The sequence below is a fragment of the Paenibacillus sp. FSL R5-0519 genome, from assembly GCF_037974275.1.
Taxonomy (GTDB): Bacteria; Bacillota; Bacilli; order Paenibacillales; family Paenibacillaceae; genus Paenibacillus.
The window spans coordinates 6,271,874-6,291,220 of sequence record NZ_CP150234.1 but is presented as its reverse complement, the minus strand read 5'-3'; the positions used below and the strand labels follow the sequence as shown (position 1 = coordinate 6,291,220).

The 19,347-nt window shown below is 48.6% G+C and carries 13 protein-coding genes; 9 read left to right on the top strand and 4 right to left on the bottom strand.

Annotated elements, in window-relative coordinates:
* Positions 1-6: 6 nt before the first annotated feature.
* Positions 7-966 (top strand): 2-keto-3-deoxygluconate permease, encoded by a 960-nt coding sequence (locus MKY73_RS28340; RefSeq protein WP_339304745.1) that lies wholly within the window; start codon positions 7-9, stop codon positions 964-966.
* 103 nt (positions 967-1,069) lie between these two features.
* On the opposite strand, the gene MKY73_RS28335 is transcribed toward MKY73_RS28340, so the two are convergent.
* Complete coding sequence (locus tag MKY73_RS28335) at positions 1,070-1,753, bottom strand: type 1 glutamine amidotransferase domain-containing protein (RefSeq protein WP_339304744.1); 684 nt, start codon at positions 1,751-1,753, stop codon at positions 1,070-1,072.
* A gap of 383 nt (positions 1,754-2,136) precedes the next feature.
* Between MKY73_RS28335 and MKY73_RS28330 the strand changes: the two genes are divergently transcribed.
* On the top strand, positions 2,137-2,595 hold the full coding sequence (locus tag MKY73_RS28330) for a hypothetical protein (protein ID WP_339304743.1): 459 nt from the start codon (positions 2,137-2,139) through the stop codon (positions 2,593-2,595).
* A gap of 138 nt (positions 2,596-2,733) precedes the next feature.
* Here MKY73_RS28330 and MKY73_RS28325 read toward each other — a convergent pair whose 3' ends face one another.
* Positions 2,734-5,754 carry a DEAD/DEAH box helicase gene (locus tag MKY73_RS28325; RefSeq protein ID WP_339308787.1) on the bottom strand — a complete coding sequence of 1,007 codons (3,021 nt, stop codon included), beginning with the start codon at positions 5,752-5,754 and terminating at the stop codon, positions 2,734-2,736.
* Between the two features lie 5 nt (positions 5,755-5,759).
* Positions 5,760-7,538 (bottom strand): SWIM zinc finger family protein, encoded by a 1,779-nt coding sequence (locus MKY73_RS28320; RefSeq protein ID WP_339304741.1) that lies wholly within the window; start codon positions 7,536-7,538, stop codon positions 5,760-5,762.
* A gap of 280 nt (positions 7,539-7,818) precedes the next feature.
* Between MKY73_RS28320 and MKY73_RS28315 the strand changes: the two genes are divergently transcribed.
* Complete coding sequence (locus MKY73_RS28315) at positions 7,819-8,637, top strand: endonuclease/exonuclease/phosphatase family protein (protein WP_339304740.1); 819 nt, start codon at positions 7,819-7,821, stop codon at positions 8,635-8,637.
* A 160-nt stretch (positions 8,638-8,797) separates the two neighbouring features.
* Here the strand turns inward: MKY73_RS28315 and MKY73_RS28310 are convergent, their stop codons facing one another.
* Positions 8,798-9,625: a methyl-accepting chemotaxis protein gene (locus MKY73_RS28310; protein WP_339304739.1), complete on the bottom strand. Its 828-nt coding sequence runs from the start codon at positions 9,623-9,625 to the stop codon at positions 8,798-8,800.
* A 565-nt stretch (positions 9,626-10,190) separates the two neighbouring features.
* Here MKY73_RS28310 and MKY73_RS28305 point away from each other — a divergent pair.
* The 6 genes from MKY73_RS28305 to MKY73_RS28280 all read left to right on the top strand — a co-directional run bounded on the left by MKY73_RS28305 (position 10,191) and on the right by MKY73_RS28280 (position 19,345).
* Positions 10,191-12,434 (top strand): glycoside hydrolase family 88 protein, encoded by a 2,244-nt coding sequence (locus MKY73_RS28305; protein WP_339304737.1) that lies wholly within the window; start codon positions 10,191-10,193, stop codon positions 12,432-12,434.
* Between the two features lie 184 nt (positions 12,435-12,618).
* Complete coding sequence (locus MKY73_RS28300) at positions 12,619-13,959, top strand: ABC transporter substrate-binding protein (protein WP_339304736.1); 1,341 nt, start codon at positions 12,619-12,621, stop codon at positions 13,957-13,959.
* Positions 13,960-14,006: 47 nt separating this feature from the next.
* Positions 14,007-14,957 (top strand): sugar ABC transporter permease, encoded by a 951-nt coding sequence (locus MKY73_RS28295; protein ID WP_339239119.1) that lies wholly within the window; start codon positions 14,007-14,009, stop codon positions 14,955-14,957.
* The gene (locus MKY73_RS28290) at positions 14,954-15,802 is read left to right on the top strand and encodes a carbohydrate ABC transporter permease (RefSeq protein ID WP_339304735.1); all 849 of its coding nucleotides are present in this window, start codon (positions 14,954-14,956) and stop codon (positions 15,800-15,802) included. The genes MKY73_RS28295 and MKY73_RS28290 overlap by 4 nt, the downstream gene beginning before the upstream one ends.
* A gap of 28 nt (positions 15,803-15,830) precedes the next feature.
* The gene (locus MKY73_RS28285) at positions 15,831-17,744 is read left to right on the top strand and encodes a histidine kinase (protein WP_339304733.1); all 1,914 of its coding nucleotides are present in this window, start codon (positions 15,831-15,833) and stop codon (positions 17,742-17,744) included.
* The gene (locus tag MKY73_RS28280; RefSeq protein ID WP_339304732.1) at positions 17,744-19,345 is read left to right on the top strand and encodes a response regulator; all 1,602 of its coding nucleotides are present in this window, start codon (positions 17,744-17,746) and stop codon (positions 19,343-19,345) included. Before MKY73_RS28285 ends, MKY73_RS28280 begins: the two co-directional genes overlap by 1 nt.
* Positions 19,346-19,347: the final 2 nt, after the last annotated feature.

The window sequence follows — 19,347 nt, the reverse complement described above, 5'->3', positions numbered from 1 at the left end:
CAGGTCATGAATATTCTGGGCCGAATCAAAAAAATTCCTGGCGGCTTGCTGATTGTCCCCATGCTTGCCGCCGCGGTCATCAACACGGTGTTTCCATCGTTGTTTCAGATCGGAGATCCAACGACAGCGCTATTCACATCGAAAGGTACCATGGTGCTGATTGGCATGATTTTGCTCGTGTCCGGAACACAGCTCAATCTGTCACAGCTTCTGGTGACCTTGAAGAGAGCAGGGGTACTTTGTATTTCACGTATTCTTATCAGCTGTCTGTTCGGCTGGGCGTTTGTACACTTTTTTGGCATTAGTGGGGTTGGAGGCGTGTCTGCGGTAGCTTTCATTGCTGTTCTGACCAGTTGTAATCCGGGATTATATCTGGCCTTGATGAATACGTACGGAGATGATGTGGATCGTGCCGCGTTTGGCATTCTGAATCTGATTGCCGTACCGGTTATTCCGGTTATGATATTGAATTCTGCAAGCGGTGTAGGTATAGATTACCTCAGTGTCCTTGCTACGCTGGTGCCTTTCTTCATCGGCATATTGCTTGGTAATCTGGACAGCAATATACAGAAGATGTTTGCTCCTGGAACGCTGATTCTGCTGCCTTTCCTGGGTACAAGCTTTGGGTCCAATATTGATCTGCGTATTGCATTTCAATCCAGTCTGTCCGGCTTGCTGGTCACGGTATTATTTTTGCTCATCTGCATGCTGCCGCTCATCGGAATCGATCGTGCGATATTAAGACGGCCAGGTTACGCAGCGGCTGCGACATGTTCGGTTGCTGGATTGTCCATGGTCGTGCCATCGATGGCGGCAGAATTCAATCCGGCGTATGCACCTTATGTGGACACAGCTATCGCTCAGATTGCATTTGCCGTGATCCTGACGTCGGTGACCGTACCGTTTATCGTGAAGCGCTTGGCTGGAACAACAGTGACAGAAGCTTCTATACGGGCAAATCAATAAAAAAACAGCATGTGATCCGTCAGGTCATGACGGATCACATGCTGTTTTGCTTTTACATCTATATGATCTCCTGGGGGGGAGGAGAGGGATCGATCGGTTTATTTTACAGACCCAGCAGTTGTTTAACACTTTCAGCTACCGCTTTGCTGGATTGCGGATTCTGTCCTGTGACCACGCGGCCATCTGTTGTGACATAGGAACTGAAGGCAGCAGCTTTATCGTACTGTGCGGCACGTTCTCTCAAAGCATCTTCTAGCAGGAAAGGAACATATTCGGTTTGTTGTGCCAATGCTTCCTCTTCATTCGTGAAGCCGGAAACCGTTTTGTCTTTGATCAATAGCAGGCCGTTGGACAGCTTCACGTTCAGCAGGGCTGTAACCCCGTGGCACACACCGGACACAACGCCACCTTTTTCATAGATTTCACGAGAAAGCTTTTGAAGTTCCGCATTGTCCGGGAAATCCCACATTGTACCGTGACCCCCTGTGAAGTAGATCGCATCATAATCACTTGCATTCACTTCGCCAGGTTTCAACGTATTTTTCAATTGGTTCATGAACGTTTCATTCTCGAAATAGGCTTTGGTGCTTTCATCCAGGGAGTCACCCAGACTTTTCGGATCAAGAGGTACGTTACCCCCTTTAGGACTAACCAGATCGATCTGAACATTGTCATTATGGTCGAATTCTTCAATAAAGTGAGTTGCTTCGCTCAGCCACAAGCCGGTAGGCTCCTCTTTCGTTGCGTATTTATCTACATTTGTTAGTACAACCAGTATCTTTTTCATATAGAAACCTCCCGTAAAGTGTATAACATTCAATTATATTAAATATCACAAAATTAAATTGTGTAAAATATATTATTAAACATAACATAACCATGTTCTAAAGTAAAATCATGAACGTAACTTCGATCTCTATTGTTACTTTCAAGCGTAGGCGTAAAGAACAATCTAGTAGTAATAAATATGCCCTTAAGAATGCACGTTTACTTATAATGCCCTGTTTAATTTACTCAAATTGTAAGCGGAAGTAGGCGTATCTAAGGGATATCAAAATCATTTCAAATTTGATGTTAATTTGATTGAACAACTAGTTCTTTTGATTTAGAATGGCGGAAGATGCCATCAAAAAACTGGTACATATTACATAGGGACTCGGAGGAACACAAATGAAACGTTCAGGTAAATTTTTCGCTTCAACAGCAGTTGCTGCTGTCGCTGCAGTCTCCATCGTCTCTTCAGCCTCAGCAAGCCCAATCTCGAACATCTCGAGCGTAATACCGATCGACATCAGCAGTATGGATATCGAAACGGCTTTGATGATGGTTCAGAGTGAACGCACCAAATTGTTGGATGCTCAACTGCAAACGCAAATTCAAGAGGTACAGAACCGCAATCAGCTGATCGCGGAACTGAACTCTCAATTGCAGGTAGCTCAACAAAACGGGGATGAAGCAGCTATTCAGAAGCTGAAGGGCCAAATTGATGCTGCAAGCAATTCCCAACAGATGGACATGCTTCGTCTGCAGTCCTTGTCCAACAAGCGTAATGAAGCATTTGACGTAATGACAAACTTTATCAAAAAAATGCAGGATTCAAGATCATCCATCATCGGTAACATGCGTTAAGGGCGGATGATTAACTGCAACAATACAAAAAGAGCGGAGCCGGAATTTTAATTCCGAAACTTCGCTCTTTTTGTGTTTTTTATTTGTTTTAACTCTCTGAAATCCGGGTTTGGCCTGTACTATAGCTCTTCTGCCAGGTTACCCCGACCAGTCACGACGCCGAGTGAACAGATCCTTCAGCTCGTCCGTCGACAGTTCCGTAATCCAGTTCTCGGAGCTTGTGATGATGTTATCGCTAAGTTGTTGTTTGCTCTCCAACATCTCGTCGATCCGCTCCTCCAATGTACCGAGAGAGATGAACTTATGCACCTGTACATCTTTGGTCTGACCCATCCGATAAGCCCGGTCGGTGGCTTGATTCTCCACAGCAGGGTTCCACCAGCGGTCAAAGTGGAAGACATGATTGGCTGCGGTCAGATTTAATCCCACGCCGCCTGCCTTAATGGACAGAATGAAGACGGATGGCTGCTTGTCCTCAGGCAGTGTTCGGGATTGGAATTCTTCAATCATGCGGTCCCTTGCCGTCTTGGAGGTGCCCCCGTGCAGATACAGCACAGGTTCCTGCAACTCCTGACGCAGTACCTGTTGCAGCATCTGTCCCATACCGATGTATTGGGTGAAGATCAGGCATCGCTCGCCCTCATCCCGCAATTCACGGACAAGCTCCATCAGTCGTTCCAGCTTCGCGGAACGGCTGATCAGCATCGCCATATCCTGCGGGCTGTACACATCATAAGAAGATGTTAATGTGCCGTCCTCAGGCAGTTCCTCCGGCAAAGCTTCTTTTGTCAGCAGCAGAGGATGGTCACACAATTGCTTAAGCTGAGTTAGTGCCGACAGAATCGCACCTTTGCGTTTGATACCTTCCAGCTCTTTCATTTTATCCATCAGGGCCTGCACGGACTGGTCGTACAATGCACTCTGCTCACCCGTAAGGTGAATGTATGTCTTCATCTCGTTTTTGTCCGGCAGATCAAGCTGGATATTCGGATCTTTTTTCTTGCGGCGCAGCATGAAAGGTTTCACGAGCTGTTGAAGATCCTGCATCCGCTGCTCATCCTTGTCTTTCTCGATGGCACTGATAAAGCGAGTCTGGAATGCCCGTGCACTACCCAGATATCCTGGATTGGTAAAATCATAGATTGACCACAGCTCGGACAACCGATTCTCGATTGGTGTACCTGTCATGGCAATGCGGTGTTTTGCCGGGAAACTGCGAACGGCCAGGGACTGTTTGGTCTGGGCATTCTTGATATTTTGCGCTTCATCGAGGCAGATGCATGACCACGTATATGTCTGCAACATTTCCTGATCGAGTGTAGCCGTAGCAAAGGACGTGATGATAATGTCCACCTGTTCCGTTTGCTCCCGGAATTCTTCCCCGCTTAATCGGCGTGCTCCGTAATGCAGGCTGACATGAATGGAGGGTGCGAAGCGGCTAATCTCCTTTTGCCAGTTGCCCAATACAGAAGTTGGACAGATCAGAAGTGCCGGAGCCTGTCCAGGCTTACGTGGTTCATGTTCTTTGATGTGTAATAGATACGTAATGAACTGTATGGTTTTCCCGAGACCCATATCATCGGCAAGACATGCCCCAAGGCCGAATCTGCGCAGGAAACCAAGCCATGCAAAACCTTCCTTCTGATACGATCGCAGCTCGGCATGAAGCCCTGTAGGAATGGGCAGGGAAGGCGCACCGCCTTGTCCGCCTCCCAGTTGTGCAATGACCCGATTCAGGTGCTCATTCAGTTCCACTTCCAGCCGAATGTTCTGATCATCCTGTGGTTGCTGCTCTTCCTCGGTTTGTTGTCCTTCTTTCCATTTCTGGTTGCGATATTCCCGCTGTTCATTGTGCAGCAGATGCAGGTGCAGAATATCCTGAAAGGAGAGTCCTTGTTCCCGATCTACACCGCCCATGGCACGACGTATCTGTTCCAGCAGGTCCGGGTCGAGAGGAACCCATTCTCCACGGAAGCGAACCAATCGTTCATTACGGGCAACAAGATCGGCGAACTCATCTTCGCTGAGATCCGTGTCACCAATCGCAATGCGCCAGTCAAAATGAATAATTGAGTCCAGTCCGAAGAAGGACTGTCCCCGCTCACTGCCTTCCTCTGGCTTCACCTTGGCGCGCAGCTTAGGCTTCTTCTTCCGGGCTGCTTCCCACCAACCCGGGAGCAAGACTTGCCAACCCGCTGCCAGCAACCTGCCGCTATCCTGTGTCAGGAACTGCCAGGCTTCCTGATCTTCCAAAGGGTCACTCAGCACATCCCGTCTGCCGCTAATGGAGCTTGCAAGACGCGGCAGATGTGCGCGAAGCTGATCCAGCCATCCGGCGGAGCGATCCAGAATGAACGGTGTCCATACCTCTGGCCATTCGCCTTCAAGTCTGCCGCGTGAATCCAGCATGACGGGCAACAAGCTGGCAGCATCCAGCTTGTTCTGCAACACCAGTCGCAGCCGCCAAGAGGGCTCATCCTCGTCCGGCTCCTGCAATTGCAGCATGGGTCTGAACGGAGCGGCATCCGCTTTCCAGCCAATGGATACAAGCCAGGACTGAGCGTCCATTCCGGCTGTCTTGGGTAGAGTACCGCGCTCTGGGAACAACTGCGGGAATTCACGCCGCAGATCGGTCGCAGCTTCCTCCGAACTGTACCAGCGTTGGAATACGAAGGCAGAGTAAGCCGCCCCGAGCCCTTCCGCGTAGCTCTCGTCCGTCTGTTGAATCGCTTTGGTAAGCGATGCCTGATCCTGCTTTTTCAAGCTGTCCGGGTCCCAGGTCCACTGAAGTTGTCCTGCGCGATAGGCCTCAAAGCTGGGTACGTATTTGCGTTTCTCAACAGATGCTGCGAGTGCAGGAGCCAGTCGAATCAGATGTTCCGCTTGCTCATCCCACTTCCATTCAATATGAAGCAGCGTGTGCATCTCGGCAAAGAAGGGAATGACTTCTTCTGCAGGCAGAACAACCAGCTCAATCTCCTCGATCTGCCGAACTTCCAGTTCGGTACCGTAGAAGGAAGGTGCATGCCAAGCGAACAATCGCTGCTTAAGCGACTGTCCCGATACAAAGTGGTGTGTGTTGAGTGCTCCGTAAAACAAAGCATCGCCATATCCGGTTAAAGCGACGTGAACCTCAATCGTTTCAGTGTATGGATGAATTAAGCTCATGAGATCAGTTTACCTTTCCGAAGCTCTTCCTGCAGGGCACGCAGCCGACTGTTACGAACGGCGAGTGTGGTGATGAACTGCTCCCAGTGCGCTTCTTGCTTCAACTTTTTATAGATTTTGGACAGGCGTTTCAGCAGCTTCACCGCGGCCTTGTATCCGTCCCTGTTCTTATGTCCGATATAACGCTCCACCGCCTGATGATAGAAGGGCAGCAGCAATTCAGGTGCATCTTTTTCAATCGGTTGCAGCACCGCTACGCGGAATTCGAGAGGTTCCGTCCCTGTACTTAGCTGAAAATCAATCCACCTGCGCCACTGACCACGAGAATGCATGGCATCCTCATAGGCTGGACGAGAGTGGGGGAGCATGCTGACAAGCGTGTCCCACATGCGATTCTCTGTATCCGGCAGATGTTGAATGGCCGTGTCCCACAGATGCATGTAATCATTCAAAGGCGTGTTACGCCGATTCGCCAGCAGGGGACCAAGTTGTACCAACCAATCTCCGAGCCGCTTCCATTCAGCTGCATCTGCGAGCACGTGGAGAAAATGCAACAGATGTTCTGGCGGGATACCATAGGCCGAGCTTCCCTGGACGAGTCGCTGCCATGCCTGATCGTCTTGCCCTACATGGAAGTACATCCAGCTCTGCGCGAGTACGAGTGGTAAAGGCAGGGATACGGATTTGCCTGGTCTATCACTACTGCTTCCATTACTCTGAGCGCTACCCAAGACACTCCCGCTGGACTGGGAAGGTGCCGAAGTCGCTGTTAAATTGCGCTCTATATCATTTAAGATGGCCTGTTCCGACACTAACATGTCCCGCGACCCTTGAGGCTCAGGTACAATCCAGTTCAACCACAGTTGCCGATAGATCGGAGTGAAGATCATCATGCTTGCTGTCTCAGGCATCATCTGTTTGCGTAAATAAGCTGAGGTTTCATACAATCTGTTCCAGAGTTGTTCAAGCTTGTTTCCCTTTAGACCGGACAAGTCTAGCGGATGGCTAAAGATCCGTTCAATGTCTTTCAGAAGTGCATCCACCGCGAGCTGGGCTGGGTAGCTCATGTACACGGGGGTATGCGTAATCGAGTTACGAGCTGGCGGTACGCAGAATCGTATGAGGTGCAGCTGCACATGTAGTTCAAAAAGTTGGTCCATCGCCGCGGTCAGCCTTGGCTTAATGGCATATAACTCGTCCGTTGCTTCCTGCACGTAGGATGTGCTTGCTGTGCCGGTACCCAGCCGTCTCAGACAGGAGTGGAATAGCTCATGCCATTCGGAGATTTCGAGTTCGGCAAGCTCTGTTGCACGCTCCTTGATCTCACTGTATTGGTTGCCCTGAATATCCATATCCTGTTGTTCATCAGCTTCGGCGTAGCTGGATCGTCCTGCGGACATGGCCCCGACGGGTTTGGTCGTTTGTTTGAGCGCAGTACTGGAGTGTGCATTCACAATCGCATGTACAGGTCGCTCCAGTTGCTCGGCATAACTCATCAAGACAGCCGTCATATGTTTGCATACGGAGCTCACCGGGCAGGTACAATGACTTGTAGACAGGGATTGCATGCTCAGGGTGACCTCATATTCTTCCGATCCTTGTACAACGGCCGAGATCCCTTGTTGTTCTGAATAGGTTAATGGTCCGACACGTTTCTGTTTATAATATTGGAATCCGCGCATGATCGTCAGGTTATTAAAATGCTCTGCAACCTGCCTGATCAACTGTTGCCACTGCGCATCATCCATCCTCATGTTATTCGGTATGTTCATCATTCCATCTCCTGGGGTAAACATAGGTTCAGTAATCACCACGTCGATGACGTGATGTTGTCAATTTGTTGTATCCATCATATCAGTTATGAGCCGATCCGTGCATGGGTTATAAGAATATGAAGTTCTTTTTGGACAAACATGAATTTGGATGAATACGCAGGTGCCGTGAGCGAGTGGCATGCATGATTGCCTCATATTGTGTATGCTTATCGTATGTATTCCTTTCAGGAACGATGCAGGCCGGGGAAACGGTCATATTACAAACAACAGGAGAGAGCACATGAAAATACTGACGTTAAACACACACGCTTGGGCGGAAGAAGATCAACTGAACAAGATCAGTCAGCTGGCTGATTTTATTAATACACATCAATTTGATGTCATCTCCATGCAGGAGGTTAACCAGTCCATGCAGGAAGCGGCGCTTTCTGAAGAAGAACTGAAGAGGTATTACGCTACTGAATCCGATGCTGTGATTAAAAAAGACAACTATGCCTACGTCCTGCTTCAGCAGCTGACAGAGCAATATTACTGGACGTGGATTCCCGCGCATGTCGGGTTCCAAAAATACGATGAAGGACTGGCGATCCTTAGCCGGACGCCGATTACACAGGCTTTTGGGGAATATGTATCCCACATGCGGGATTATAACAATTACCGTACACGCAAGATTGTGGGAATCCAGACGGTCGTCCAAGGTGAAGCAACCTGGTTTGTGAACGGACATTATAACTGGTGGGATGATGCGCAGGAACCTTTCAAGGGACAGTGGGATTTGACGGAAAGCAAGCTTGCCCCTTACATGGATCAGCCGTTATATATCATGGGTGATTTCAATAATGTCGCGGAAGTGCGTGGAGAAGGCTATGATTATATGATGAGCAAAGGTTGGAATGACCTGTATACCACAGCATTGCAAAAGGATCAAGGAGCAACCGTGGTGAAGGCCATTGCCGGTTGGGCAGATAACAAACGCGATCTTCGGATCGACTATATTTTCTCCAATCGTCCGATTCAGGCCAAGTCTTCCACCGTGGTCTTAAATGGTAAAAACGGGCCGGTTGTGTCCGACCATTTTGGCGTCGCTGTAGAGATCTAACAGCCAGTCGACTATAAATGGGATATCAACTCATTACGAGACAAAGCCTCCGCTGACTTCCTGTTAAGGGAAGTGTAGCCGGAGGCTTTGTTGCATTCAAACATCATTTCCTATGTACATGTAGTATGGTTGTTCTTCATTTTGTTGCGGAACTGGCCTACTATTCTAACGCCAGCATCTGATGTACGAATTTTTTCAGATTCGCGCTTGTCTCGCTAAGTTGTTCGATACTTTCCATGAACTCGCTAACGAGTTTGGCCTGATCGACGGTTGCGGTGGTAATCTGACCGATCTCCTGCTCCATATGTTTCATGGTGTCCTGTACACTACCGAGGGATGTTTCGATATCAGCCGCTGCTTGCTTTGTATGATCGGACAGTTTGCGTACTTCACTGGCAACCACACCGAATCCGGCTCCCTGATCGCCCACACGAGCTGCCTCGATCATGGCGTTCAGTCCAAGCAGATTGGTTTGTTCCGATACTTCACGAATGACGTTTGTTACTTTAGACACACTAACCGAGTTCTCTGAAGCTTTTTTGGAGTTGCGCAGAATCTCCTCTGAGGTTGCAGAGAGTTCTTCCGAATGTGCCGCAATCTGCTGAATGCCACCGACAAGCGCATGAATAGTTGTTTCATTTTCACGGATCAGCGTCTCCAGTGTCATATGACTATCCAATGCGTAGTTCACACCCAATATGCCCACGACCTGATCGTTTTCCTTGATGGGAATAAGGATGGCGTCGAAAGGTCTGCCTTGCAGATCACCAGGCATGCGTGCCACGGTACGCGTATCCTTGTTGGTGAGCATTTTGAAATTTTTATAATCATCATGCAGCTCATCTCCAACCTTCACGCCAATTTCCAGACTTTTTGCTTCGGAAAAATACAAAACTTTCTCATGATCATTAATGGATATGGATATGTCGTCACGGAACATTTGGCTAACGAAAGGCATAGCATTTACCAGAGATTCAAGAGTATTCAATGTGCATCTTTCCTTCCCGTTACAAAAAGTGGAATTTTCCAGCCTATATAAGTTGAACTAAAGATATATTCACACGTACACTCCGATGACAGAATAACCTTCCAATCGCTGTTATTTCCAGATTTTTTTGATTCCCTTTTCTCAAGGGAAAAATCCGGTGATAAAGGCGAACGCTTCGCTTTTTCAGGTTTTTTCTGTCCTCTACGTTTCTGTGTAAATGATTAGTTCAACTTATATAGTCTCTATATCGGTAACATTTTCCGTTTTTTTGAATTAATGTCCCAATGAAGGTGTAATTGGCGAAGGAAAAACCGAATTTCCTGATTTTTTGTAAGCGTAAACAAAAATCTGTAGCCACCATAGAACATGTCAGTTATACTGGGATTATTAATTGGTGTCTGAGTAAAATAGAAGATATTAACGTTCAGGGCAAGGGCGTTCCTTACGAAGGTTAAGCGCTATATCTCCAGGTCCTGCCACAGCAGAATGTGGGTCTTAGCAGCCCGGTTGGACGTTTTATTTCGGATAAGATTTTATTTCAATGTGAGAGGGATGTGTGCGATCAATGACGACCTATTTCAGTGAACCGCAGAGCATGTATTACCGATTTGGAGAAGATCAGGATCAGGTGCTGAAAGTGTTGGCCGAGAGGTATATTGGGGCCAATGCGCAGGCTGATTTTGTATATCGGGTATTCCAGAAGTCTGGTATTTTGCAAAATGAGAAAGGGCTCTATGATCTGAATTTAGGTAAACGCTTTCCTAACGCTCCCAAAGATCATATATCTTACGCAGCTGCGCTGGTCTGGGGGGATGAGGACCGGAACCTGGATGTGCTGGTTCGCTGTTATGGACCTGTTCGCTTTTATTTCAATGAGCAGTTGGTCTATCGCTCTACCGTAATGGATGAGATCAGTCCTGATGCAACGGTGAAGCTCAGCATCGATATAAAGCCTGGTTGGAACACCGTTTGGCTGGAAATGAAAAATACCCCTGCCGGCTTCGGTTGCCAGTTTGGCTCAGATGAAGGTAAAGTGCGTATTCTGAACGTATTTGCGCCGTTTCAGGAGAGACAGGGACAAGCGGGTTGGGTGTTCTCCCAACCAAACCCGGTCGCGAGTAAGCAACCAGACCTGCTTGGACAAGAAACAGATTACAGTCTGAAGTGGCTGCCTGAGACAGGCTGGTCTGATGAAGAGATAACCAAGCCGGCTCTCGAACGAATATACGGGCATCTTCCTGGACGGCATGTGTATGCTTGGACGCATCTGAACAATACCGATTCAACCGGGAGTCAGGTACGATTGTCAGGTCAATCCTCCGGTTCTTTAAGCATATGGATTAGCGGCAAACCTGTGGCACAAGTGAAGGAGGCAGGTCCGTTTGAGGTGGAGGTAGCAGCCTCTTTTGGGCGGAGTGACCTGCTTGTCCGAAGTGAATGCAATGATGCGGCAGGACCGTGGCATTTTAATTTGAACGTAACCGTTTCGGGTAAGCCACTTTCATTGGAACTTCCTCAGCGTGTGCACGGTGCTTCTGGAGAGTCCTGGTTATATGTCGGTCCCTTTGAGTCGGAGGTTGAACCGGACTTGGCGGATCTAACTCGAACGGACCGAGTGTACCAAACGGGGCAAGAACAGACATACTGGCGCTTGGATCGACCGGATGCTTGGATCAGACCTTATTATGAAAATGCCATGTTAAGCAACAAATGGACAGTGGGCAGTGTGACCAATTATGGTCGCTGGGATTATCCATTGGGTGTCACTGTATATGGTCTGCTACGGACAGGACGTTATTTGCAGAGACCAGACATTACACGTTATGCGGCTGAACATGTGCAGGCTTGTACCCAGATGTATGAGTACTCTTTATGGGATCGGCAGCAGTATGGCTTCCCGGCAATCAATCAACAATTGGTCATGCTGAAAATGCTGGATAACTGCGGTTCTTTTGGTTCGGCCATGCTGGAAGCGTATTCAGAGTGTCATGAACCAACGTTTCTTCCGATTGCAGAACGGATTGCAGATTTCATGCTTTCCCGCCTGGAACGGCAGGAAGATGGGGCGTTTTACCGCACGTGTGTAGGGGAGTATGCCGAGAATACCATGTGGGCAGATGATCTATATATGAGCACGCCGTTTCTCGTTCGTTATGCACGGGTGACAGGCAACTCTGCTGCATTGGATGAAGCCGCCAGACAATTTTCACTGTATCGGAAGTATCTGTTCATGCCTGAGTTCAAGATCATGTCCCATGTGTATGATTTCAAATACGGACAGGCAACGCAGATTCCATGGGGACGGGGGAATGGCTGGACACTGTTTTCCTTGACGGAAGTACTGGAGGCTTTGCCAACAGAGCATCCCGAACGCCCGGCTCTGATTCATTTCTTCAACGAACTGTGTGAAGGGTATGCGGCACTTCAAGGGGAAAGTGGATTGTGGCATCAGGTGTTGAATGATCCACAGACGTATGAAGAAGCCTCCTGTACGGCGATGTTTGCCTATGGTTTTGCGAGAGGTGTGCGCTTTGGCTGGTTCAAAGACCCTGAAGTTTACGTCACGGCCGCCGAGCGGGCTTGGAAGGGACTCATCTGCAAAGCGATCGATCGTCAAGGGAATGTCCATGGCGTGTGCAGTGGATCACGATATGCATTTACGGCAGAGTATTACGATCAGGACTTGCGTACCGTCACCAATGACAATCACGGAATAGGCATTATGATGCTGGCAGGAACCGAAGTGGCCAAAATGAAGAAACATCTGGCCGAGCACAGGGTGTCTTCACCTGCAGTCTCACATTCCTGACACACCATATCTGAGACGGGAACACGACCGCCGGGAATGTTATTCCTGGTGGTTTGTTATTCTTTCAACTCCTTACTTTTTTGACAGGAAAGCTTACTTTTGTTTATGTCATGTCCAGCAATGGACCGATACAATAGGTTTTGTAAGCGATTCCACAGAAGTGAAAAGGGGAGGAAATTCATTCATGATGATCACCAAAAAGTGGGTAACCCTGTTCTGCCTGTCCCTGTTATTGTTCGCTACAGCCTGTTCGGGAGGGGCCACGGATAAGCCAGCTGCTTCTGGCGAAGCAAGTGAAAGTGAAGGAGACTCTTCGGGCAAGATTGAACTGCGCATGACCTGGTGGGGATCACAGACCAGACATGATCTGACGACCAAAGTCATTCAACTATTTGAAGAGAAACATCCGGGAATCACCATTAAACCTGAATACTCCGGTTGGGATGGTTATTTTGACAAATTAACGACACAGGTAGCCGGTTCAAATGCACCGGATATCATCCAGATGGATTACGCATTTCTGACTGACTTTGCCCGGCGTGGTGCCTTGCTTGATCTGACCCCATTTGCAGAGAGCAAAGAGCTGCGAACAGAGGATCATGATCAGAGCATGATTACAGCCGGATCCATTGACGATAAATTATATGCAATTACCCTCGGAGTAAACGCACCAGGTGTCATCTATGACGCCACCGTATTTCAGGAATTAGGGATTGAAGAACCGCAAGAGAGCTGGACATGGAAGGATTTTGGGGATATTGCGACCAAGATTGCCGCAGCCAAAGGTGATGGGTTCTATGGATCTGCAGACATTTCCGGTACAACCAACATGTTTGAAGTATTTATCCGACAATCCGGAAAAGGTTTGTTCGACGGTGGCACAATGACCGCTACCAGCGAGGAGCTCCAACAGTGGTTCGATATGTGGGGTGCACTGCGCGAGAATGGTGGAGTGACCACAGCGGAGATCACGGCATCCACAACCAATGCACTGGAGACACGCCCAATCTCACTGGGTACAGCTGCCATGGATTTTGCATGGTCCAATCAATTGCTGACATTCCAGCAGGTGAACAAAAACCAGGATCATAAGCTCGGCATACAGGTACTCCCGCATGGTGTCAACGAGCAGCAAATTGGCGAATACCTGAAACCAGGCCAGTTCCTCTCTGGTTATGGCAAAACCAAACATCCGAAGGAAGTTGCCATGTTCATTGATTTCATGGTCAATGATCCAGAAGCAACCGCTATTCTTGGTTCTGAACGTGGTGTGCCGGTTAACTCAAGCATTCGTGAGCAGATGCAGCCAACGTTGCCGGAAGCGGAGCAAGTCATTTTCCAATTTATCGATACCGTATCGAAGCATTCCAGTGAGATCGATCCACCATACCCGCAAGGATTTGCTGAAGTGGATACAAGTTTCAAGAGCGCAAGTGAGCAGATTGCCTTCGGTCAAGGCGATACTCCAGATGTCATTGCCCAGTTTATTGAAGGAGCCAAGGCTACACTTGGATCAAGTCAATAACGATTGGAACTGTCTCAGACTTCTAATACTGCGGGGAGGTTGCGAAGATGAACACATCACAGGTCAGTCAAGCCCGAATCGAGCGTGTAGCTGCCCGGCGGGTCAAACGGAGATATGCGCATAATGGAGCCGCGCTTCTGTTCCTCGCCCCATGGCTTGTGGGATTGTTATTTCTCACCTTGGGTCCAATGTTGGTATCGTTATACATCTCATTCACCGATTACAGTATCCTGGCCGCCCCTTCTTGGGTCGGTCTGGATAACTACACCACGATGTTTACATCGGATAAACTGTTTACCCAGTCGCTCAAAGTCACCTTCACGTATGTCGCTGTATCGGTACCGGTCAAGCTGATCTTTGCCCTGCTGGTAGCCATGCTGCTCAATAAAGGGATTCGAGGACTTGGTATTTACCGGACCGTGTATTACATTCCGACATTGCTTGGAGGCAGCGTTGCGATTGCAATGCTGTGGCGTAAAATGCTGGGCGGTGACGGGCTGCTTAATAGCGTGCTTGCCATGGTGGGCATTAAGGCTCCCGATTGGGTTGCTAATCCGAAGTATGCCCTGTACTCCATCGTGCTGTTATCGGTATGGCAGTTTGGATCATCCATGATTATTTTCCTGGCAGGCTTGAAGCAGATTCCACCTGAATATGATGAAGCCTCAGCGGTAGATGGGGCAGGTCCTCTGCGGAGATTCTTCTATATCACGTTGCCGATTCTGTCACCCGTCATTTTTTTCAATCTCGTGATGCAGCTGATTACGTCCTTTCAATCATTCACACAGGCTTTTGTTATCAGTAATGGTAGCGGAGGACCAGTGAACTCAACCTTAATGTACTCTCTGTATCTGTACAAAAAAGGATTCTCTTTCTTTCAGATGGGCTATGCTTCCGCGATGGCCTGGGTGCTGGTCATCCTGATTGGCGTATTTACATTGCTCGTATTCCGCAGCAGCAAGCTGTGGGTGCACTATGAGGATGGTGGGAAATCATGATTGGACAACGAAACTCTAAAGCATGGGTCGTCAGCAAACATGTGTTGATCTCAGGCATCGCCTTTGTCATGCTTTACCCGATCCTCTGGATGTTTGGCAGCTCATTCAAACCGGGACATATGATCTTTACAGAGACCTGGTTCTGGCCACAGGAATGGAATTGGCAAAATTATATGAATGGCTGGTCTGGAATTCAGGGCAATCCGTTCTCCCGGTTCCTGACCAACTCTGTCATCCTATCGCTTGGCGCCGTGCTGGGCAATGTCATCTCCTGCTCTATGGCGGCGTATGCGTTCGCCCGATTGAATTTTCGTTTCAAAGCCATCTGCTTCGGTCTGATGCTCATGACGATCATGCTGCCCCATCATGTGACGCTGATCCCGCAGTATATTCTCTTCAACCACCTGGAGTGGGTGAATACGTATCTGCCGCTTGTGGTGCCCAAATGGCTCGCGACCGACGCCTTTTTCATTTTCCTCATGGTACAGTTCTTCCGGGGATTGCCCAAAGAGCTGGATGAGGCGGCAACTATTGATGGATGCGGTCCTGTGAAAATTTACACCAAAATCATTATTCCACTGGCTTTCCCAGCACTGGTTACCACGATGATCTTTACGTTTTTGTGGACATGGGACGATTTCTTCAGTCAGTTGATCTACTTAAGTGACGTGAGTAAATACACGGTACCGCTGGGTCTGCGTCTGTTCCTTGATTCCAGTTCTCAATCCGATTGGGGTCCGATGTTTGCCATGTCGGTATTATCGTTGGTGCCATGTTTCATTGTATTTATCGTGTGTCAAAAGTACTTCGTGGAAGGAATCGCGACCTCTGGGCTCAAAGGGTAATTCCAAGACGAAACGAGTTGATTTTTCCATGGGGAAAGGCAGATGGTCTTCATTCATTAATCAAAAGCTGCAACAAAGCAAGCTCTCCACATTGATGGTGACTTGCTTTATTGCGTTTAACCTGTTGCTCGTCTCGGTTGTCGTCTGGTTGGCATACCAGTCTTTCTCCGCGGTCACTTTTGCCGAGATTAGCAAAGCACGTCTGGCTCTTCTGAACGAGAGCACACGTCGGGGATTTGATTTCATTACAGGGGTAACAGGAACCGCCTATGGTTTGGCAAGCAATCGGGAACTGTCCCATCTGCTCGAAACGACCGATACGGGTAGGCTTGCACAGATTCACCAACGGAGAGAGGTCTCTCGAATCCTGGATCATACCATGGTCGTGAGTGAAGGCATCACCTCCATCGAACTGTATACGGATGTCTTTAATGAGGTGACAGTGACGATGGCTGATCGCATATTTCCGGTGGATACCATCGCACACGACTCTTGGTTTGCTACGCTGGAAAAGGCTGATGCGGCCTGGGTGCCGCTGCGTGAGAACGAGTCGGGTCAATCCCTGGTCGGATACGCCCAACGGATTTTCGACAGTCATGGCGGAACGGTTGCTTATGTGCTCATTCGACTGAGTAGAGCGGACATTGTACGCAGGTTTGCCGATGTACCCATGGTGCTTGATGGAAAAGTCCTGTTGGTAGATACGGCTGGTAATGTCGTAATGGAGATGGGGATAGCTGATCCAGCACGGGAGAATGTACAATCCGATCATGCTAAAGGTGATGATGCATTGGACGAACAGGAACGATCGAATAGGAGTAATGAAGTGAGTACAACTCCAGAAATGGATGATGCCGTAAACGCATCTTCTTCTATTATAGATAGTGCATGGATTCAGGAACATGTCCAGCCTGGCGCAGACGGATATGAAGTCGTTTCCGGCCAATCGGGAGGTGCGCAACTGGTGCTCTACTCCAGACCAGCCATGCTCCAGTGGCGCCTCGTACAGACTATTCCGGTGTACACACTGCTATCTCCGGTCAGACATGCGGGCTGGCAGATTCTCGGCATCGCCATACTGGGACTGTTATGTTCTGCTGTGCTTGCGTACCTGTTCGTGAGGCAGATCATCCGCCCTCTGCGACAATTGATCAAGCGAATGAGACAACTGGAGAAAGGGGACTTCGATACCCGGGTGCACCTTTCGTTTACGGAGGAATACGCCCACTTGGCTTATGGCTTTAATCATATGGCTTCACAACTCACAACGCTGATGGAACAGGTGAAGGAGGAGAGCCGGGCCAAGCGTGAAGCCCAAACGGGCTTGCTTGAGGCCCAGATCAAACCCCATTTTTTATACAACACCCTCGACATGATCCATTGGCGCGCACTCGATTATGAAGCCAAGGATATCAGTCGCATGATTGTGCAGCTTAGCAAGCTGTTACGGATTGGACTGAGTGGAGGGAGATTGTTCATTCGGGTTCGAGATGAGTTGGAGCATGCCCGTTGCTACGTTAACATACAGTCAGAGCGGTTACCGTTCTCCATTCATTATCAGGAGCAGATCGATCCACGTATTCGTGGTTGTTACATTCCCAAGATTATCTTGCAGCCCTTTATCGAAAACGCTGTTATGCACGGGCACCCTGAAGAGGCTACACTTCGAATTCAAGTGGATATGCACGAAGAGGTTGGCCCGCATGAGGATATCGTCATTCGTATTACGGATAATGGACAAGGTTTGCCGGAGGGATGGGAACTTGAAGAGACATGTGGCATCGGTGTACGGAATGTGCATCAACGGATTCAGTTGTACTGTGGAAAGAGGTATGGCGTTCAACTGAGCAATAGAGATTCAGGTGGCGTGGAAGTGACCATTACGCTGCCGCGTATTGAGACCGACGAGCAATTAAATCTATGGCTGGACGGTGAAAAATAATGAAGACCATTATGCTTGTTGATGACGATCCTCATATTGTAAAGGCATTAACCGATCATATCGATTGGTCTTCACTGGGCCTCAGCATTGCAGGTACGGCTTCCAATGGCTTGGATGCGCTGGAACTGTTCCACCGTATGAATCCCGATGTTGTTATGACTGACGTCTATCTACCGGGCATGACGGGGCTTGAGATTACCCAGACGTTGCGACGTGATCATCCCTACCTGCCGATTATCATTCTTAGTGGATATGACGAATTCGAGAACGCCAGGGCAGCCATGCGCTGGGGGGTGAATCACTTTTTGCTGAAGCCGGCTGAGGTTGAGGAGATTGAGTCTGTGCTGCGAGAGGTACTACTGGAACAAGATGTGCGAGAGCGGCATGAGCGGCTGGAGCGGACTTATAAGCAGGAGGTTGGACGGGTACTTCCGTATTTGCGCAAACAGTTTCTTCACGAACTGCTGACTACGCGATATCGGGCAGATGAACTGCCTAAAGAACGCATGGACTATATAGGCATTCATATGTCCTCACAGACACGCGCGATTAGTCTGCAGCTGAATCGCCCCGTATTTTTGACACGCATGAAAGAACGGGATTGGCAGCTTCTCCGTTATGGGGCGGCTGATATTATTCAGGAGACGGTGAAAGAGCAAGCAGCGCGCATGAATGGTCAGGTAGAGATTGTTGATTATTCGGACCAGGTATTTGTGTTGCTTCTATTAGGAGATAAGGATTATCTCGAGGAATGCCTGCCACTCATAGAGCGGATGATTGATCAGATCTTTACGTATCTGAAAATTGAAGTAAGTGCTGGAATCGGAAGATCCAAAAGTCACCCATGTGAGGCGATAGATTCTTATCTCGAGAGCAGAGAGGCAGTGGAAACAGCAGAGTTTCAGGGTGGAAGTCGTATCTACCACTACGAGGCATCTGAGGATACAGAAGCAAGTGTGACTGATTATTCATTATTGCTTCGTCAATGGAATGAGGCTTGGGCGAATATTCGACCTGATTTGGCGGAAGAGCTATGGCAGGACATTCACCTTTTGCTGAAAGAGGGTAAATGTGTTGGGATACAGGATGTACAGGTGGTGGCCGTCAGTCTGTTTGACACGTTGATTCATAGCTGGAACCGACTTCATCCCATGTTAACGCCACCGCTGGCGATGAGTGATTTTTTGCGTGAAATTCAATCGAAGTATGCGTTGCATGATCTGGTAAGCTGGATGGACCGTATTATCTGCAACTGGCTGGAACAGATACGCAAGGAGATGGGCGAGAAAAAAAGCAATAAACTCATCGAGCAGGTGAAACAGTATGTGGAGCTGCATTACGCTGAAGAGATTAGTTTTGAAGCGATAGCCAAGGGACTATTCGTACACCCGAAGTATCTGAGTCAACTGTTCAAAAGGGTGACAGGTGAGAATTTCGTGAGTTATTTGAACGGGTACCGAATTCAGAGAGCGCTGGAACTGTTGCAGTCGGGACATTACATGGTATATGAGGTGAGCGAGATGACGGGGTTCCGTAATGCGACGTATTTCAGCCAGGTATTCAAAATGCTTACGGGCAAGAGTCCGTCTGAGGTGGGGTAAGC

Bases quoted from the DNA above. Each gene is read 5' to 3' on its own strand.
- MKY73_RS28340 (WP_339304745.1), top strand. From the start codon at position 7: ATGAATATTCTGGGCCGAATCAAAAAAATTCCTGGCGGCTTGCTGATT.
- MKY73_RS28335 (WP_339304744.1), bottom strand. From the start codon at position 1,753: ATGAAAAAGATACTGGTTGTACTAACAAATGTAGATAAATACGCAACG.
- MKY73_RS28330 (WP_339304743.1), top strand. From the start codon at position 2,137: ATGAAACGTTCAGGTAAATTTTTCGCTTCAACAGCAGTTGCTGCTGTC.
- MKY73_RS28320 (WP_339304741.1), bottom strand. From the start codon at position 7,538: ATGATGAACATACCGAATAACATGAGGATGGATGATGCGCAGTGGCAA.
- MKY73_RS28315 (WP_339304740.1), top strand. From the start codon at position 7,819: ATGAAAATACTGACGTTAAACACACACGCTTGGGCGGAAGAAGATCAA.
- MKY73_RS28305 (WP_339304737.1), top strand. From the start codon at position 10,191: ATGACGACCTATTTCAGTGAACCGCAGAGCATGTATTACCGATTTGGA.
- MKY73_RS28300 (WP_339304736.1), top strand. From the start codon at position 12,619: ATGATGATCACCAAAAAGTGGGTAACCCTGTTCTGCCTGTCCCTGTTA.
- MKY73_RS28295 (WP_339239119.1), top strand. From the start codon at position 14,007: ATGAACACATCACAGGTCAGTCAAGCCCGAATCGAGCGTGTAGCTGCC.
- MKY73_RS28290 (WP_339304735.1), top strand. From the start codon at position 14,954: ATGATTGGACAACGAAACTCTAAAGCATGGGTCGTCAGCAAACATGTG.
- MKY73_RS28285 (WP_339304733.1), top strand. From the start codon at position 15,831: ATGGGGAAAGGCAGATGGTCTTCATTCATTAATCAAAAGCTGCAACAA.
- MKY73_RS28280 (WP_339304732.1), top strand. From the start codon at position 17,744: ATGAAGACCATTATGCTTGTTGATGACGATCCTCATATTGTAAAGGCA.